This is a genomic window from Flavobacterium sp. WC2509, from assembly GCF_052683105.1.
Genome location: NZ_JBQZFG010000001.1, coordinates 1,846,566 through 1,864,208, shown reverse-complemented (window position 1 = coordinate 1,864,208; position 17,643 = coordinate 1,846,566). Strand labels below are relative to the sequence as shown.

Genomic DNA, 17,643 nt, shown 5'->3' with positions numbered 1-17,643 from the left:
GCCGTCAATTGCAATATTTCGTTTTATACGATACCCAAACATTTGTGTTTTTTGGATAGTAAACTATTGCTACTTTATTTTAGAAACAGTGCCATTTACAAAAGGCAATACTTTTTTTTAAATCGAACAACTAACACTGGCTTTGCTGTTGTTTTTAATAATTGGCAAATTTATCGCTATTGTGTTATAAAATAGCGGTTTTTGGTTTAAAATATATAACATTTTAAAATAAAATAGTAACAAATAGTTAGATTCTGATTTGGAATTTTATTTCATTTTTGATTTGGAATTTTGTTTTTTTTAAAGGAAATAATGTTCTCAAAAAGTAATTTTTTTTCAAAAAATACTACGACATCCAAAAAAAGAGAAGTGATAAATATTTAGTTAGAAAGTAGGTTTTTTAGAAAGAAACCAAAGGGATAAATTAAAAATCATTTGGGCGTGCCACCATAAAGGAAAGAGGCCAAATCATAGAAACCGCTTATTCGGCCTCTTTCCTTTATGCTGTCAGGCTGTCCGCGTTACTTCGGTAACTTGCTTCCATCCTTCACGCGGACGCAACAATATTTAAGGTAGTCAGGAAGTGTTTCTTTTCCGAATGAAATTTAGAATCAATGGCTTAATCAAATCTTTTTTGTTAACAACTTCACGAATTATTTTCCCTAAAAAAAGACTAAATTTGAACTTCTTCCATTTTGAAATAAAACACTTTTTACTATTCTTGATATCAGTATTTTAGAATATAAAAACTTGAAATTTGGACTTTTAATTTTTTGTTATTTAAACGTATGTACTTAATATTCGATACCGAAACTACTGGATTACCTAAGCGCTGGGATGCGCCCATTACCGATTCTGATAACTGGCCTCGCTGTATACAGATCGCTTGGCAGCTGCATGATGAGATGGGGACACTTATCGAGCATCAGGATTATTTGGTAAAGCCCGAAGGTTTTAATATTCCTTATGACGCTGAGCGTATTCACGGTATTTCGACTGAATTGGCTGAAGCCGATGGTATTTCTTTGGCTGAAGTTTTGGAGAAATTCAATATAGCATTAAGCAAAACGAAGTTTATTGTGGGTCAGAATTTAGGTTTTGATGTCAATATTATGGGAGCCGAATTTCATCGTGCTGGAGTGGATTCGCCAATGAGTTCGATGCCAGTTTTGGATACCTGTACCGAAGTGACGGCTTCATTATTGAAACTGCCAGGAGGCCGTGGAGGAAAATTCAAACTGCCTACTTTGACCGAATTACATAGTTATCTTTTCAATGTTCCTTTTTCGGAAGCGCACAATGCAACTGCCGACGTTGAGGCAACTACACGCTGTTTCCTAGAGTTAATTCGCCGTGAAGTTTTTACTAAAGAAGAACTTGATGTTCCAAAGGATTATTTCGAGACATTTCAAAATAAAAACCCGAAGGAAATACCATTAATCGGCCTTAAACACATTAACCTAAAAGCAGCTTCTGACAAAATCAGGGAGCAGTTGAAATCGTTGGTTTCGGATGAGCCAGTTCTTACTGTTTCTGAATCAGCTAAAGCCGATTTTAAAGCAGCAAAATACGCGCATTTACACAATCATACACAGTTTTCGGTACTACAATCGACAATTGGAATTGGGAATATTGTTTCGGCTACAGCCAAAAATAAATTTCCTGCCGTGGCAATGACGGATACTGGAAACATGATGGGTGCTTTTCACTTTGTGAGCGCCGTTATGAATCATAATAAAGCGGCATCCGGAAAAAATAAAGCTTTGGTAGAAGCTGGAGAAGAACCTACGGAAACAGAAATGAAACCAATTGTTGGGTGCGAATTTAATGTTTGCGAAAACCATTTGGATAAAAGTAAAAAAGACAATGGAAATCAAGTTGTCTTATTGGCTAAAAATAAAAATGGCTATCACAATCTGGCTAAAATGTCATCGATTGCCTTTACTGACGGATTTTATTATGTTCCCAGAATTGACCGAAATATTATCGAAAAATATAAGGGAGATATCATGGTTTTGTCTGGGAATTTATACGGAGAGATTCAAAGTAAAATTCTGAATGTCGGTGAAAATCAAGCCGAAGAAGCTTTGATTTGGTGGAAAGAACAATTTGGCGATGATTTTTATTTAGAAGTGATGCGTCACAATCAGGAAGATGAAAATCGTGTAAATAAAACGCTGATTGAATTTTCGAAAAAACACAATGTAAAATTAATTGCAACCAACAATACCTATTATTTAAATAAAGAAGATGCCAATGCGCACGATATTTTACTGTGTGTAAAAGACGGTGAAAAACAAGCAACACCAATTGGCCGTGGCCGTGGTTACCGTTACGGACTGCCAAATCAGGAGTACTATTACAAGTCGGAAGAAGAGATGAAAAAACTCTTTGCCGATTTGCCGGAAGCGATTATTAATATTCAGGAAATTGTAGATAAGGTTGAAGGTTACTCGCTTTACCGTGATGTATTGCTTCCAAAATTTGATATTCCTCAAGAATTTGTTGACCCTGAAGATGAAAAAGACAATGGTGTTCGTGGAGAAAATGCTTATTTGAGGGGTTTGACTATGATTGGTGCCAAAAAAAGATATGGCGAAATTACAGAATCGATTCAGGAACGTTTAGATTTTGAGCTATTAACGATTTCAAATTCCGGATATCCGGGTTATTTTTTGATCGTACAGGATTTCATCGCCGAAGCCCGAAATATGGATGTTTCGGTAGGGCCCGGACGTGGATCTGCAGCGGGATCTGCGGTAGCGTACTGTCTAGGGATTACCAATATTGACCCGATTAAGTACGATTTGCTTTTTGAGCGTTTCCTAAATCCGGATCGTGTGTCCATGCCCGATATTGATATCGATTTTGATGACGAAGGCCGTGGGCGTGTTATGGATTATGTAATCAATAAATACGGAAAAAATCAGGTGGCGCAAATTATCACTTATGGTAAAATGGCAACCAAATCGGCGATTCGTGATACGGCGCGTGTATTGGATTTACCGTTGTTTGAAGCCGATAGAATAGCCAAGTTGATTCCAGCAATGATGCCGGGTAAATGGAATCTGGCGCGTTTCCTTTCTGAATCAGAAGATGAGGTTAAAAAAGCATTAAAAGGTGCTGATGAATTTGAACTTGTAAAAGAATTAATCGCCATTGCCAATGAAGATGATTTGGCTGGAGAAACTATTCAGCAGGCAAAAATTCTGGAAGGGTCGATGCGAAATACAGGTATTCATGCCTGTGGGGTGATTATCACGCCATCGGATATTACCAATTATGTACCAGTTACTACCGCCAAAGACTCCGATTTATATGTAACACAGTTTGATAACTCGGTTGCCGAAAGTGCAGGGTTGCTAAAAATGGATTTCTTGGGTCTGAAGACTCTTACTTTGATAAAGGACACAGTTAAGTTAGTGAAATACCGCAACAACATTGACCTCGATCCAGATACTTTTCCAATTGATGATGTCAAGACGTATGAACTGTTTCAACGTGGAGAAACCGTCGGGATTTTTCAATATGAGTCCGCGGGAATGCAGAAATACATGAAGGAATTGAAACCCACCGTTTTTGGAGATTTAATTGCGATGAATGCCTTGTATCGTCCAGGCCCTTTGGAATATATACCTTCTTTTGTTCGAAGAAAAAACGGGGAGGAAGAAATCAAATACGATTTAGATGCCTGCGAGGAATATTTAGGGGAAACGTATGGAATTACCGTTTACCAAGAGCAGGTAATGCTTTTGTCGCAGTCGTTGGCCGGATTTACTAAAGGTGAGGCCGACGTTTTGCGTAAAGCGATGGGTAAAAAACAGAAGGACGTTCTGGATAAAATGAAGCCTAAATTTGTTGAGCAAGCGGCTTTAAAAGGTCATGATGCCAAAGTTTTGGAAAAAATCTGGAAAGACTGGGAAGCTTTTGCGAGTTATGCGTTTAATAAATCGCACTCTACTTGCTATGCTTGGATCGCTTACCAAACGGCTTACCTAAAAGCCCACTATCCTGCCGAATATATGGCGGCGGTACTTTCTAATAATATGAATGACATCAAGCAGGTTTCATTTTTCATGGAAGAATGTAAGCGTATGGGGCTGCAGGTTCTAGGGCCTTGTGTGAATGAGTCGTATTATAAATTTACAGTAAATGATGATTATGCGGTTCGTTTTGGAATGGGCGCTATAAAAGGTGTGGGTTCAGGAGCGGTTGCTACAATTGTCGAAAGCAGAAAAGATGGAAAATACAAGTCAATTTTTGATTTGGCGAAACGTATCGATTTGCGTGCCGCTAATAAAAAAGCGATTGAAAATTTAGCTTTGGCTGGAGGTTTTGACTCTTTTGAAGGAACGACAAGAGCACAATATTTTCACAATGACGGCGACGGAATTACCTTTTATGAGAAAGCCATCCGCTATGGTTCGAAGTTTCAGGAAAACGAAAACTCCTCGCAGGTAAGTTTGTTTGGCGAAAGTAGTGATGTACAAATCGCTGAGCCTGTAGTGCCTCCTTGTGAAGATTGGAGTACCATGGAAAAACTGGCTAAAGAGAAGGAAGTTGTTGGAATTTATATTTCGGGACATCCTTTGGACGATTATAAATTCGAGATGAAATATTTTTGTAATGCCAGACTCGAAGCGTTGAAGAATATGGAACAGTATGTAGGTAAGAATTTAACCTTTGGAGGAATTATTACCAATGTGCAGCACCGAGTAGCCAAGAACGGAAAAGGATGGGGAACCTTTATTTTAGAAGGATACGATGAGAGTTATGAATTTAAAATTTTTGGAGAAGAGTATTTAAAGTTCAGGCACTTCTTTATTCAAAACAATTTTACCTTCATGAAAGTGATGATTAAAGAAGGCTGGGTAAATCAAGAAACTGGTAAAAAGACAGACCCTAGAATGCAGTTTGTTTTAGTGCAATATTTGCAGGATGTGTTAAGTACGTTTGCCAAAAAATTGATTTTATTATTGGACATAAAAAATATAGAAACGGAGTTTATTCATAATCTAAGTCGTCTTTTCCAGAACTATAAAGGAGATAATACGGTTTCTTTTGAAATTATGGAACTCGAAAAAATAAAGCGGATTGTAGAAACAACTCCTGATTTTACTGAAGGTGATGAAGAAGCATTTTTAGAGAGTGACGAGGAAACTGTTGAGGCAGTAGAATCGAAGCAAGTTACTGAAGTGGAAGAAATAAAAGTAGTCACCAAATTAGCCATGCCAAGCCGAAAGCTGAAAATTCAAATATCTAATGAATTATTATTTGAATTGGAAAAAATGCAGATTAATTTTAAGCTGAATTAATTTTTTTAGGAGCAGAAGTTTTAAGGATTTCAAGAAATTTCCCTCCTGCTCTACGCTGTATCTTTGCTTTTTTTAAAGAAAAAATGCAAAGGTAATTGCGAGAGCAATTTAGACGATCAGGGCTAAAGGACAAGATTTTGTTTTTATAATACCATTTCAAAAAAAAACATTTCCAATACTTTTATTTTATTGCGAAGCGAAAACTATTAAAAATTGGAAATGCTCGATTTATAAACTTAAGCTACAGCATAACAATAAACTTAAAACTCAATGAATCTTAAAGAGCATTACAGCTTACTGTATAAAGAGTCTATTAATAAAATCGCCTCCGATACTTATAAAATCGACCATTTAATAGATTCTGAGACAGATAAAAGATTTGGAATAACAGTTGTGATTAGACCTTCTGCTGCTGTTAAAGAGAACATTCAGAAATTCCTAGATGAGCTAAAAAAGATAGAGCCAGATCAATATTATTACCCAAGTTCGGATATTCATATCACAGTTATGTCTATAATATCCTGTTATGAAGGATTTGATATTGACAAAATTGATTTGTCAAAATATATTGATCTGATTCAAAAAAGTTTGATTACTAATACTACTATAGACATTCAGTTTAAAGGGCTAACAGCGTCTGATTCATGTATTATGGTACAGGGATTTATGAATAATAATTGTATAAACGAAATAAGAGATAATCTAAGAACTGCATTTAAAAAATCTAACTTAGAACAGAGTTTAGACAAAAGATATTCGATACAAACTGCGCATTCGACTGTTGTTCGTTTTAGGGACAAATTCAAAGAAAAAGATGCCTTTTTAGAAATAATTGATAAATATAAGGACTTTGATTTTGGTAGTTTCAGCGTAAACAATTTTGAGCTTGTTTACAACGATTGGTATCAAAGAGATAGATTTGTCAAAAAACTACATAATTTTGAAGTTTAAAAGAATGAATTAAGGATTATTCTTTGATGGCTAAAAGTTTATCAACAGTAAGTAAAGTATATAAAATTCAGTACTTAAACGAATATAAATCTGCACTAAAAGTGAGGCTTATCATAAGCTTTCGTTTCCTAAATTAATCACGACTGAATCACAGTAAATACATGTTAATTTTAATATGAATTAAATTTTTGAGTTAAAGTTTTATTAATTGTATAATTTTTAAGTTAAAAATTATCCTATGCATGCATAGTTTTAACAAAAACCTCCTTTTTAGTAAATATTGTTACGAAAACGATTTCTTAACCAAAAAAACATTATTTAAATTTATATATTTTTGTAGAACTAAATCAAATTTTAAGAAATTATGAAAAAAAACCTACTAGTGTTAGGAATGTTAGTTTGCTCATTTAGTATGATGGCGCAAACTAAAGATACGGATAAAAAAGAAACTTGGTATTTTAAATTAGGAGGTTCTTATTTTATACAAACTGCTGCTACAGAATTTCCAATTGTCTCAGGTGCTTTGCCGAATACTGAGGTATATGCTGCAAATGGAACTACTTTGGTTTCTAGAGAAACAAATCATGGTTCTTTTGGGGAAGGATTTCGTACAGGTTTAAATGTTGGATACCGTTTTACAACACGTTTAGGTGTTGAGATGGGGGTTAACTATTTTACAGGAAAAGAAAAAACTATGGTTGAAACAGTAAATAGATTAGTAGCTGCTGGGCCAATTTTTGTAACAGGTACAGCTGAAGGTAGGATCAATGCTCTTGATTTAGCACCAGCTGTCGTCTTGTTTTTAGGAGAAACACATGGTTTTGAGCCTTACACAAAAGTAGGGGTTATTGTTCCTGTATATGGGGACTTAACTATTAAAACAAATAGGACTTATACAACTCCTGCAGGAAATGTTAACACTTATGCAAAAGATGTAGTGTTGCCAAATCCAACTGTTGGTTTTATGGCAGTTTTAGGAACATCTTATAAATTAGGTAAAAATATTTCTCTTTTTGGAGAGGTAGAATACCGTAATTTCACTGTTCACGGTAAATCAAAAGAAACTAAGGAATACACTGAAAATGGTGTAGATAAATTAAATACACCAACTACTTTCCGTGGAGACGCTTCTTATTCTGCGAGTCATGTGGATTATGTTGAGCAATTAAATAGCGGTTCAAATAATGTTTTGTTTAATCCTAACACAGCTACGACAAACATTACTACTGATACAACTAGACCGAATGAGGCAATGAATGATATTAGTTCTTATGTTGGGATTTCTGGTTTAGGATTTACTTTAGGATTAAAATATAGTCTCTAATTAAGTACGATTATAATAGAATGAAGACCTTCTGAAAAGAGGGTCTTTTTTTTGTGCTAAATGTCTTGAAAATTCTAATGTCCTAGCCCAGATGGAAACGGCATCCTGTTGTCCCGGGGTTCGGGACAACAGATATAGTGTACAGCTGGAAGTAGCTTCTAATTACTGGAATAACAATTAGCAATACATTTATAATGAAAACTAATTTAGGAATGACGTTTGGTTGGGTTTTAATTTCTAAATTTGTACTCAAGTTTTAAGAATAAGCATTTAAACATTAAATAAAAATAGTATGGCATTAGCAATAACAGATGCTACTTTTGATGAAGTAGTTTTGAAATCAGATAAACCGGTAATGGTAGATTTTTGGGCAGCATGGTGTGGACCTTGTAGAATGGTTGGGCCAATCATTGACGAACTTAGCAGCGAGTACGAAGGGAAAGTTGTTGTGGGGAAAGTTGATGTAGATGCAAATCAAGAATTTGCTGCAAAATACGGAGTTAGAAACATTCCAACAGTATTAGTTTTCCATAACGGAGAAGTAGTTGGAAAACAAGTTGGAGTAGCTCCAAAACAAACGTATGCGGATAGTTTAGATGCTTTATTGTAATCTAAATTGAAATAAGTTAAAAAGGTCTGGCGAAAGTCAGACCTTTTTTGTTTTGAGTCTGTGGAGCTAATGAACATTAAATTAATTCACCATTAAGATATTAAGTCAATTAAGCTTAATTGACTTAATATCTTAATGATAAAAAGAAAACAAACCTTTTAATGGTCTACTTTTAAATTGTCAGTAGCACGATGTAGTGTGTTCAAACTTTTTTATACATTTGGAATATGAAGATCGAATCGCAAATAGAGAAAATATCCAGTTTTCAGCACTTGGAGTTGTTAGCCAATCAAGTGGTAGAAGGTTTTATTTCGGGAATGCACAAGAGTCCGTTTCATGGATTTTCGGCTGAATTTGCCGAGCATAAAGTGTATAATACTGGAGAAAGTACCAAGCATATTGATTGGAAATTATTTGCCAAAACGGATCGATTATATACAAAGTGTTTTGAGGAAGAAACGAACTTGAGATGTCATATTATTATTGATAATTCCTCATCGATGCATTATCCTAAATTGAAGGAGAATCAGCCCTTTTATGAAAGTAAAATAGGTTTTTCGGTATTGGCTTCGGCAGTTTTAATGAATTTATTGAAGAAACAGCGAGATGCGGTAGGTTTGAGTGTTTTCTCGGATAGTTATGAGTATTATGCGCCCGAAAAAGGGAGTGACCGCCATCATAGAATGATATTGAATACCCTTGAAGGGCTTTTAGAAGCGCCAAAAGAGAAAAAAAATACCGATACCATTACGTATTTGCATCAGATTGCAGAGAAGATTCATAGGCGTTCGATGATTATTTTGTTTACAGATATGTTTCAGTCAGAGAATGAAGAAGCTTTGTTTAATGCGTTACAACACTTGAAACACGACAAGCATAAAGTGGTTTTATTTCATGTTATAGACAATGAAACGGAGCGCAAATTTGATTTTGACAACGCACCGAGAAAGTTTATTGATGTAGAAACAGGAGATGAGGTAGTTATTTTTGCAGATAATGTGAAGCAAGAATACGAAAAACAGGTGGGTGATTACTTCAAAAAGCTGGCTTTGACCTGTGCTCAAAACAAAATAAAGTACATTCCGGTGGGTGTTGGCGAAAGTTTTGATAAAATTTTGACAGCATACTTAGTTGAAAAACAAAACTTTGGATAAGTGGGCTAAAATTTTTTTAAAATTCTCTTATAAAAGGCTTGCGTAAACGGAAATCTATTGTATCTTTGCCACCGCAATAAAGCAGAGGTTTGGTAGTTCAGTTGGTTAGAATACATGCCTGTCACGCATGGGGTCGCGGGTTCGAGTCCCGTCCAGACCGCAATATTGGGGAAAGCCTTTCGTAACAGAAAGGCTTTTTTGCCCAAATAAGGTATCTAAAGCTAGTTGTGTTGTTTTCTCGTCAAGGACGAGATCGGTTTGTAGTTAGACCAATGAAAAGCTTTCCAATGTTTCTGGATTTATCTGGAATCTACGGATGGCTTTTTTGATTTTTAAGAGATTAAATTTTTTTTAATACTTGTGTTATAAAATAGTTGCGTAAACAAAAATTTATTGTACATTTGCAACCGCAATAAAGCAGGGTTTGGTAGTTCAGTTGGTTAGAATACATGCCTGTCACGCATGGGGTCGCGGGTTCGAGTCCCGTCCAGACCGCAACATTGTTTAAAGCCTTTCCTTAACGGAGAGGCTTTTTTTATACCTAAAAATAAAAAAATCTGTGACAATCCGTTTTATCCGTCAAATCCGTGGCTAATTTTTTTCAAAGCAAATGCCTTGATAATCTAGAGCATATCTTCATCATAACCAGCGAACTTAACTTAACGGCCAAGAATATTTTTTAAAACAAAGCAGCACTATTCTGCCATACAATCCAAAGAAATAATCCCAAATACATCATACACACCACAAACTTCATAAAAGAGGAAGCCAGAAAGCCCAGCAAAGAGCCAGTAGCCGCTTTCAAAGCGCGTTGATGGTCCTTGTAATCATAAATAAGTTCACCAACAAAAGCGCCAACAAACGGGCCAATAATAAAACCCAACGGAATTGGTGCAAAAATCCCAACAATCAAACCGATATTCGTTCCCCAAATCCCATACGAACTGCCTCCAAATTTTTTGGTTCCCTTCGCAGGAATAATATAATCCATAATGGTAAGCACAATGGTTATCAATAATGAAATACTCAAAATCCAATAATTGGCAGGAACTGCAGTCGTAAAATAAAGTAATACTATACCAACCCAACTGATGCTCGGTCCAGGTAAAACTGGAAGAAAACTACCGAAAATCCCAACAATAACACAAACAAACCCCAATATCAAAAGCAGTATATCCATAAAAATATTTTTAGTAATTTTGAAAAATAAAGTGAACTCATTTCTGGACAATGAAAATACATTTTTTCTTATTGGTCTTTTTCTTTTTCGGTCATTCTTTTTATGCCCAAGAAAAAAAAGGAAATACTACTGATGATGCTTTAAAAGAAACCATTTATAACAGCAATAAAAAGGCGGTTCTAAATTATTCTATGAAAGATTTTGAACAGTTATTTTTTGAATTTAACAATAAAAAATCGAGCCCTAATGTAATTTTAACCAAGGAAGAATTCTATACTTATACTGTGAAAATCGCCATTTTTTCAGACCGATTAGCCATTTTATACCCGAAAGAAAAGGAAGTAGCCGAGGCAAATAAAAAGCGATGGATGTCCGAAAGCTACGAAGATTATCTGCATTCCAAACAAACCCAAAAAAAATAATTGTATTTTTATAAAATATTCGTTCCATTCAAAAAACAAACATTGAAGCAATATTCCCTTTTTTTAGTCTTTATATTTTTTAATTCCTGTCAATATTTTGACAAGCAGGTCCCTTCCGAAAAGGAATTACTGCAAAAGGAATTGAAGTCCATCAATTGGAAAGAGGTAGATGAATATCCTTCAGTTGTCGACTGCGATAAAATTGAAGATAAAAAGCAACGTCAACAATGTTTTTTTGAGGTTTTGACACAATTAATTCAGGAGAAATTGTGCAACGATACTTTGGCAATGCTTTATCCCGAGTTAGATACCATTGAAGTGAAAGTGACCGTTTTTCCTAATGCGACAATGAAATTTGAGCCACAATTCCCTAAAGATTCAGTCACTTATGATAGGGTAAAAATTGATAGTATCCTGAAAGCACGTTTGGTCGATTTCCCAAAAATCAATCCAGCTATCAAGCGAGGATTACCAGTAAAAACCCAGTTTATACTTCCTGTGATTTTAAAGGTAGAGTAGCTTTTTTAAGGAGCTATTTCCAGCTGTACACTATATCTGTTGTCCCGAACCCCGGGACAACAGGATGCCGTTTACTTCGTCAGTTCGCTTCGCTCGTGTCCATCTGGGCTAGGGCATTCGTTTTCATGAGGAATTTTTTGGAATAAATTTATGGCCATCATTTTAGAAAATAAAAACAAAACAATTACCTTTGATATACTTAAAAGAGAACAAAATGGGAGCTTTAGAGTTAAGAGATAGCGTTTTAAAATACATCAACGATGCCGATGACAGATTGTTGAAAGTAGTCAAAGCATTTATAGAAACCTATCAAGAAGAAGAAATAGTAGCTTTTGATATAGATAAAAAACCAATAAGTAGAGAAGCTTATAAAGCATCTTTGTTAGAAGCCGAAGCCGAAATCAAAAGAGGAGAATATACTAATCAAGATGATTTAGAGAAAGAATCTCAAAACTGGTAATGGCTCCATTAAAAATAATTTGGACACATACTGCCAAAGACCAACTCAAAGCTATTCTTGAATACTATAAAGTGAAATCATTTCAAGGAGCTCAAAATGTAAAAAATGATATTTTGAAAGCAACTAGAGAGCTTCATTTTGTAGAACAATACGAACGTGACGAAATAGAGCCCGAATACAGGAGAATTATTGTAAGAGATTATAAGTTGCTTTACAAAGAAGAAAAAGAAGGTGTTGTATTTATTGCTAGAATATTTAGTACAAAGCAAAATCCGGGCAAACAACTAGAATAAAATGATTGGTCTATTAAACCACAGTTGAAATCTAAAATTCTGCAATCTGCAATTTAAAACTTTCTCCCTTTCCATTCATATTTTCCAAATAAGGAATACAAAGCCACAGTAGTACTAAAAAAGGGGTACCACAAACTGCTTAAAAATAAATATTGGATTTTATTATGGGTTAAGAAACTATTAGTTTGTTTAATCAAAACACTATCAATTCCAAATTTGATTATGAAAATCAATCCAATAAAAAAGTAAGGAAAAATACCAAATAGCATTAGTACAAAAGCACAAACTAAACTCAAATTCATCATAAACACAAGTAATCCCAATCTTTTACCAAAAAGACTTTGGTAAGAACCCGTTTTGGAAGCCCAACGAACTCTTTGATAAAACAAAGATTTCCAATCATTAACTGGTTTTGTGGTTACAATAGAATTTTTGGATTTTAAATAAGCCAATTTTTCAGGGTATTTGGCTAACGCTTTTTGTAACAGAAAAACATCATCGCCACTGGCAATACTATTATTACCTTCGAATCCGTTGAGGTTTTTAAAAAATGATTGGGTATAGGCAAAATTAGCACCATTGCACATAAACCCTTTTTTGATTCCAAAACTGCCAATAGTAGCTCCTTGTAAACTGGCCAAATCCAATTGTTGAAAATGATGTAAAAAGGAATTATTACAATCGTAAGTAACAGCTCCGGCAATCATAGAAACGGGATGTAACTGAATGAAATTATCTAAAGTCGACAGCCAATTTTTGTGAACGACACAATCAGCATCAGTGGTAATGACCCAATCGGTTTTTACGATTTGCATTGCCGTCGTAATGGCATCTTTCTTAGGGGAATTTGAAACCCGAATGTTTTTTACAACCGAAACCTGAAACTTGAAACCTGAAACTTGAAACTCTTCACTAGAAAAATCATCAACCAAAATCACTTCAAACAAATGGGTCGGGTAATTCAGTTTTGAAAAACTCTCTAATAAAATGGGTAAATTTTCCGCTTCATTCCGAAAAGGAATGATAATAGTAAAGTTGGTTTTTGGCGAAGAGTTAATGTATTCAAATGTATTTATTTTGGTAAAACCATAAATGAGGCAACTTATTGTAAGCACATAAACAATGCTAATACCTAATAGCACAAGAATCATATCGGTTGAACAGTTTTAGGCTTAAAATTCAATACATAATAGCTTCCAATAATAACCGGTAAAACTACATTCAAAAACCACATTAGCGTAGTGATAAAAATAACAATCCATTCATTTACACCTAATATCCCAAAGAAATAAACAGCTACACTTCCTTTTACCGCAAAATCCAAAAATTGAAAAGTGGGCAATGAAGATGCTAAAAAATAAACACAGGATATAGTTGAAATTAAAATGAAATAGGGTAAATCGACATCAAAAGCTAAAAACAAAAAATAGCATTGATGGGAGAAAGCCAAGTACCGTAAAAAACCTAAAAGTGTATTTTTTTGATGAATCGATTTTGGTATTTCATTGATTTTATGAATCAGTTTTTCGATAGAATACCCTTTGATATTTACTTTTTTCGAAAAAAATAAAATTCCAAATAATAAGAGGCTAAGCGCAAAAAAGACGGCAATAGTTTTTGGAGTGATAATATTGTATTCCGCATTGAAATACAATAATCCAAAAACACCAAAAACTACTGTTAAAAGCATTTGAATTCCGTTACAAATCAGGTTCAAAAAAATAATTTTTTTAGCGTCTTTTTTATCAAAATACAATGCTTTTCCAGCATATTCTCCCACGCCATTTGGAGTAAATAATCCTGCGGTGAGTGCGGCCAAAACCTGTTTAGTTGCTTCTCCTAAAGAAATTGGTCTTAGAGTGGAAGCCAAATATTTCCATTTCAAGATTTCAAATAAACGATTCAAAACACTCAAAAGAAGAATAAATCCAATTCCTAAAACGGATTGATTTTTATGAAATAAGACCAAGAATTTTTGCCAATCGAGTTTGTTGTTGTTAGCCAGTTGATTGTAAATAAAATAAAAGGCAGCACCTACAATCATAATTTTGACTAGAAGTACAAGGAATTGCTTAATTTTGTTTGAAATTGTAATCATAGGGCAAAGTAACGGAAAAACTAGTTTACAAAGCGACACTAAACCTTATAGAGTTTTACAAAGAGAACAATTTTTAGAATTGCGTCATCTTTCGATAAAAAATAAAATCATAATAATATATAGCTACGAATGAATTTAAGTTTAAAGAATATGCGTATCACTAAAACTTGGCATGAAGCACATAAAGAGTCATTAGGTTTTGGCAGTCGTTTGGCTGATTCAGTAGCTAGCGGAATGGGCTCTTGGAAATTCATTATCATTCAAACTGTTTTTGTAATAATTTGGATGGGATTAAATCTGGTTGCTTTTCTAAAACATTGGGATGCCTATCCTTTTATCTTATTAAATCTCCTTTTTTCGACTCAGGCAGCCTATGCAGCACCAATTATTATGATGGCTCAAAACAGACAGAATGAAAGAGACAGAGTTCAGGCACAATCCGATTATCAAACTAATATAGAAGCAAAATTGGAAATTGAAGCTTTAGCAAAGAGATTGGATAATATCGAAGTAGAAAAATTAGACAAAATCATTGCGATGTTGCAAGAGATGAAATTGAATTCGAGTAAATAAATGGGAGTTGAAACTCATCCGAGATTACATTATAACTTAAAAACAAACTTTGAGTAAAGAACGCATCATATTAGGTATCGACCCTGGAACCACAATTATGGGTTTTGGATTGATAAAAATTGTCAATAAGAAAATGGAATTTTTGCAGCTCAACGAATTGCAATTGTCCAAATACGACAATCATTACCAGAAATTAAAAATCATTTTCGAACGAACCATTGAGTTAATAGAAACGCATCATCCAGATGAAATAGCGATTGAAGCTCCTTTTTTTGGAAAGAATGTACAATCGATGTTAAAATTGGGAAGAGCTCAAGGTGTTGCCATGGCAGCGGGACTTTCGAGAGATATTCCTATTACCGAATACGAACCCAAAAAAATCAAAATGGCGATTACAGGAAACGGAAACGCTACCAAGGAACAAGTCGCCAAGATGCTTCAGCAATTGTTAGGTTTAAAAGAACTGCCTAAGAATCTCGATTCAACTGATGGATTGGCGGCTGCGGTTTGTCATTTTTTTAATTCAGGAAAAGTTGTTGGTGCCAAAAGTTATTCTGGTTGGGATGCTTTTGTGAAGCAGAATGAGGCTCGGGTAAAAAAATGAGTCAATGAGATAATTTGAAAATTAGATAATTTATAGAGAACGAGAAAAATTTATCTAATTGACAAATTATCTCATTATCTAATTGTCAAATTCTCTAATTAAAAATGTCCGGAATCTACATACACATACCATTTTGCAAGCAGGCTTGTCATTATTGCGATTTTCATTTTTCGACTTCAATGAAGAAGAAAGAAGAAATGGTTTTGGCTATTGCCAAAGAAATTCAAATGCGAAAAAATGAATTTCAAGACGAAGTTGTAGAAACTATTTATTTTGGAGGGGGAACACCTTCAGTATTGCAGATTTCAGAGTTGAGATTTTTGATTGATGAGGTATACAAGAATTATAAGGTTACGGAAAATCCGGAAATTACTCTCGAAGCCAACCCTGATGATTTGTCGAGCGAACGAATTATCGAGTTATCTAAAACTCCAATTAACCGATTAAGTATTGGAATTCAGTCATTTTTCGAAGATGATTTGAAGATGATGAATCGTGCGCATAATTCGGCGGAAGCCAAAAATTGTTTAGAAGAAGCTACAAAATATTTCGATAATATTTCTCTCGATTTAATTTATGGAATTCCGGGAATGAGCAACGAGAAATGGAAACAAAATATTGAAACAGCTTTGAGTTTTGGAATCCCACATATTTCGAGTTATGCTTTGACAGTCGAACCTAAAACTGCTTTAAATAAACTCATCCAAACTGGAAAAATAGCGAAACCCAATGATGAATTAGCTCAAGAGCATTTTACCATTCTGGTCGAAACACTCGAAGCGAATGATTTTATTCATTATGAATTGTCCAATTTTGGAAAAGAAAACTATTTTTCCAAAAATAATTCAGCCTATTGGTTGGGCAAAAATTATATAGGAATTGGACCCTCAGCGCATAGTTATGATGGAATTTCCCGAAGCTGGAATGTGTCTAATAATTCTCTTTATTTAAAGTCTATTCAGGAAGATAAACTACCCAACGAAATTGAAATTCTTTCCCTCGCCGACCGTTACAACGAATATATTATGACGGGATTGAGAACCATTTGGGGCGTTTCTTTGAATAGAATTGAAGCTGAATTTGGAATTGAATATTTGGATTATCTGCAAAAGCAAGCTCAGAAATTTCTAAGCGATGATTTACTCTCCATTGATAACAATATTTTGAAACCAACGTCAAAAGGAAAATTCCTGACGGATGGAATTGCAAGTGATTTGTTTTATTTAAATTTAGAGGAGTAGTTTTACCGCAAAGAGCGCAAAGTTTTACGAACTTTGTGGTAAAAGGAAACAGAAACTTTGCGCCCTTTGCGGTTAAAAAACTATGGAAGCAATCATCAATAACCAATTTAAAGTAGACTTATCAAAACCCATTGATATTTCGATTCCATTAACCAATACTGACGAAAATCCGATTGCCTGGTATATTGATAAACCAGTAATTGAACCAGTTGTTTTTGGAGATTGGATAGGCAAAGTTTCCGAAGGGAAATCATCAACTAACTTCAATAACATTTTCTTTAACCCGCATGGACACGGAACACATACGGAATGTTTGGGGCATATTACCCGTGAGTTTTACAGTATCAATCAATCACTAAAGCAGTTTTTCTTTCTCGCAGAATTGGTTTCAGTTGTACCAGAAATGATAGGGGAAGATTTGGTGATAACCAGAAATCAGATTAAAAAAATACTAGGAGAAAGACCGTGCGATGCTTTAATTATCCGGACATTGCCTAATTTTAAAATAAAAAAACATCTAAAATATTCGAATACCAATCCGCCTTATCTGGCAGAAGACGCAGCACATTTCATTCGTGAAAGCGGAATTAAGCATTTACTAATTGATTTACCAAGTGTCGACAAAGAGTATGACGAAGGAAAATTATTGGCTCACAAAGCATTCTGGAATGTAAAAGATGTCAATAATTTGAATGCCAATGCGAGATTGGATTGTACAATAACCGAAATGATTTTTGTGGATGATAGCGTAGAAGATGGAAGTTATTTGCTGAATTTACAAATTGCTCCTTTTGAAAATGATGCAAGTCCGAGTAAACCAATTTTGTATACTATTTTGTAGGAGAATTGTAAATTGGTTTTAAAATGCGTAAATTGTCATTATTATTTTAAATGTTAAA

At 34.5% G+C, this 17,643-nt stretch carries 16 protein-coding genes and 2 tRNA genes; 15 read left to right on the top strand and 3 right to left on the bottom strand.

What is annotated here, in order from left to right; genetic code table 11:
• The first annotated feature begins 788 nt into the window (after positions 1–788).
• The 7 genes from dnaE to ACUN3A_RS07765 all read left to right on the top strand — a co-directional run bounded on the left by dnaE (position 789) and on the right by ACUN3A_RS07765 (position 9,849).
• A complete protein-coding gene (gene dnaE / locus ACUN3A_RS07795; protein WP_445550735.1) occupies positions 789–5,315 on the top strand; it encodes a DNA polymerase III subunit alpha in 4,527 nt (1,508 codons plus the stop codon).
• 270 nt (positions 5,316–5,585) lie between these two features.
• Positions 5,586–6,266, top strand: a complete 681-nt coding sequence (locus tag ACUN3A_RS07790; protein ID WP_445550734.1) for a 2'-5' RNA ligase family protein — start codon at positions 5,586–5,588, stop codon at positions 6,264–6,266.
• Positions 6,267–6,630: 364 nt separating this feature from the next.
• A complete protein-coding gene (locus ACUN3A_RS07785) occupies positions 6,631–7,590 on the top strand; it encodes an outer membrane beta-barrel protein (RefSeq protein WP_445550733.1) in 960 nt (319 codons plus the stop codon).
• 292 nt (positions 7,591–7,882) lie between these two features.
• Entirely contained in the window at positions 7,883–8,200 is a 318-nt protein-coding gene (gene trxA, locus ACUN3A_RS07780) for a thioredoxin (RefSeq protein WP_007805142.1), read from the top strand.
• 227 nt (positions 8,201–8,427) lie between these two features.
• Complete coding sequence (locus ACUN3A_RS07775) at positions 8,428–9,354, top strand: DUF58 domain-containing protein (protein WP_445550732.1); 927 nt, start codon at positions 8,428–8,430, stop codon at positions 9,352–9,354.
• Positions 9,355–9,440: 86 nt separating this feature from the next.
• Positions 9,441–9,514 (top strand) — tRNA-Asp (locus ACUN3A_RS07770).
• Between the two features lie 261 nt (positions 9,515–9,775).
• Positions 9,776–9,849: transfer RNA gene (locus ACUN3A_RS07765), tRNA-Asp, on the top strand.
• 184 nt (positions 9,850–10,033) lie between these two features.
• Here ACUN3A_RS07765 and ACUN3A_RS07760 read toward each other — a convergent pair.
• On the bottom strand, positions 10,034–10,534 hold the full coding sequence (locus tag ACUN3A_RS07760) for a DUF456 domain-containing protein (protein WP_445550731.1): 501 nt from the start codon (positions 10,532–10,534) through the stop codon (positions 10,034–10,036).
• 50 nt (positions 10,535–10,584) lie between these two features.
• Between ACUN3A_RS07760 and ACUN3A_RS07755 the strand changes: the two genes are divergently transcribed.
• The 4 genes from ACUN3A_RS07755 (at position 10,585) to ACUN3A_RS07740 (ending at position 12,228) form a co-directional block, all read left to right on the top strand.
• Entirely contained in the window at positions 10,585–10,956 is a 372-nt protein-coding gene (locus ACUN3A_RS07755) for a hypothetical protein (protein WP_445550730.1), read from the top strand.
• Between the two features lie 42 nt (positions 10,957–10,998).
• Positions 10,999–11,475 carry a hypothetical protein gene (locus ACUN3A_RS07750; protein WP_445550729.1) on the top strand — a complete coding sequence of 159 codons (477 nt, stop codon included), beginning with the start codon at positions 10,999–11,001 and terminating at the stop codon, positions 11,473–11,475.
• A gap of 190 nt (positions 11,476–11,665) precedes the next feature.
• The gene (locus ACUN3A_RS07745; RefSeq protein WP_445550728.1) at positions 11,666–11,935 is read left to right on the top strand and encodes a hypothetical protein; all 270 of its coding nucleotides are present in this window, start codon (positions 11,666–11,668) and stop codon (positions 11,933–11,935) included.
• Positions 11,935–12,228 (top strand): type II toxin-antitoxin system RelE/ParE family toxin, encoded by a 294-nt coding sequence (locus tag ACUN3A_RS07740; RefSeq protein WP_445550727.1) that lies wholly within the window; start codon positions 11,935–11,937, stop codon positions 12,226–12,228. The genes ACUN3A_RS07745 and ACUN3A_RS07740 overlap by 1 nt, the downstream gene beginning before the upstream one ends.
• A 53-nt stretch (positions 12,229–12,281) precedes the next feature.
• Here the strand turns inward: ACUN3A_RS07740 and ACUN3A_RS07735 are convergent, their stop codons facing one another.
• Positions 12,282–13,379, bottom strand: a complete 1,098-nt coding sequence (locus ACUN3A_RS07735; RefSeq protein WP_445550726.1) for a glycosyltransferase family 2 protein — start codon at positions 13,377–13,379, stop codon at positions 12,282–12,284.
• Complete coding sequence (locus ACUN3A_RS07730) at positions 13,376–14,326, bottom strand: hypothetical protein (RefSeq protein WP_445550725.1); 951 nt, start codon at positions 14,324–14,326, stop codon at positions 13,376–13,378. Before ACUN3A_RS07730 ends, ACUN3A_RS07735 begins: the two co-directional genes overlap by 4 nt.
• A 129-nt stretch (positions 14,327–14,455) precedes the next feature.
• On the opposite strand from ACUN3A_RS07730, the gene ACUN3A_RS07725 reads away from it, so the two are divergent.
• The 4 genes from ACUN3A_RS07725 to ACUN3A_RS07710 all read left to right on the top strand — a co-directional run bounded on the left by ACUN3A_RS07725 (position 14,456) and on the right by ACUN3A_RS07710 (position 17,585).
• Positions 14,456–14,899, top strand: a complete 444-nt coding sequence (locus ACUN3A_RS07725; RefSeq protein WP_445550724.1) for a DUF1003 domain-containing protein — start codon at positions 14,456–14,458, stop codon at positions 14,897–14,899.
• Between the two features lie 49 nt (positions 14,900–14,948).
• A complete protein-coding gene (gene ruvC, locus ACUN3A_RS07720) occupies positions 14,949–15,503 on the top strand; it encodes a crossover junction endodeoxyribonuclease RuvC (protein WP_445550723.1) in 555 nt (184 codons plus the stop codon).
• A gap of 104 nt (positions 15,504–15,607) precedes the next feature.
• Positions 15,608–16,744 (top strand): radical SAM family heme chaperone HemW, encoded by a 1,137-nt coding sequence (gene hemW, locus ACUN3A_RS07715; protein WP_445550722.1) that lies wholly within the window; start codon positions 15,608–15,610, stop codon positions 16,742–16,744.
• 82 nt (positions 16,745–16,826) lie between these two features.
• On the top strand, positions 16,827–17,585 hold the full coding sequence (locus ACUN3A_RS07710) for a cyclase family protein (RefSeq protein ID WP_445550721.1): 759 nt from the start codon (positions 16,827–16,829) through the stop codon (positions 17,583–17,585).
• Positions 17,586–17,643 lie beyond the last annotated feature (58 nt).

Bases quoted from the DNA above. Each gene is read 5' to 3' on its own strand.
- ACUN3A_RS07785 (WP_445550733.1), top strand. From the start codon at position 6,631: ATGAAAAAAAACCTACTAGTGTTAGGAATGTTAGTTTGCTCATTTAGT.
- ACUN3A_RS07790 (WP_445550734.1), top strand. From the start codon at position 5,586: ATGAATCTTAAAGAGCATTACAGCTTACTGTATAAAGAGTCTATTAAT.
- trxA (WP_007805142.1), top strand. From the start codon at position 7,883: ATGGCATTAGCAATAACAGATGCTACTTTTGATGAAGTAGTTTTGAAA.
- ACUN3A_RS07760 (WP_445550731.1), bottom strand. From the start codon at position 10,534: ATGGATATACTGCTTTTGATATTGGGGTTTGTTTGTGTTATTGTTGGG.
- ACUN3A_RS07730 (WP_445550725.1), bottom strand. From the start codon at position 14,326: ATGATTACAATTTCAAACAAAATTAAGCAATTCCTTGTACTTCTAGTC.
- ACUN3A_RS07725 (WP_445550724.1), top strand. From the start codon at position 14,456: ATGAATTTAAGTTTAAAGAATATGCGTATCACTAAAACTTGGCATGAA.
- dnaE (WP_445550735.1), top strand. From the start codon at position 789: ATGTACTTAATATTCGATACCGAAACTACTGGATTACCTAAGCGCTGG.
- ACUN3A_RS07735 (WP_445550726.1), bottom strand. From the start codon at position 13,379: ATGATTCTTGTGCTATTAGGTATTAGCATTGTTTATGTGCTTACAATA.
- ACUN3A_RS07710 (WP_445550721.1), top strand. From the start codon at position 16,827: ATGGAAGCAATCATCAATAACCAATTTAAAGTAGACTTATCAAAACCC.
- ACUN3A_RS07740 (WP_445550727.1), top strand. From the start codon at position 11,935: ATGGCTCCATTAAAAATAATTTGGACACATACTGCCAAAGACCAACTC.
- ACUN3A_RS07755 (WP_445550730.1), top strand. From the start codon at position 10,585: ATGAAAATACATTTTTTCTTATTGGTCTTTTTCTTTTTCGGTCATTCT.
- ACUN3A_RS07775 (WP_445550732.1), top strand. From the start codon at position 8,428: ATGAAGATCGAATCGCAAATAGAGAAAATATCCAGTTTTCAGCACTTG.
- hemW (WP_445550722.1), top strand. From the start codon at position 15,608: ATGTCCGGAATCTACATACACATACCATTTTGCAAGCAGGCTTGTCAT.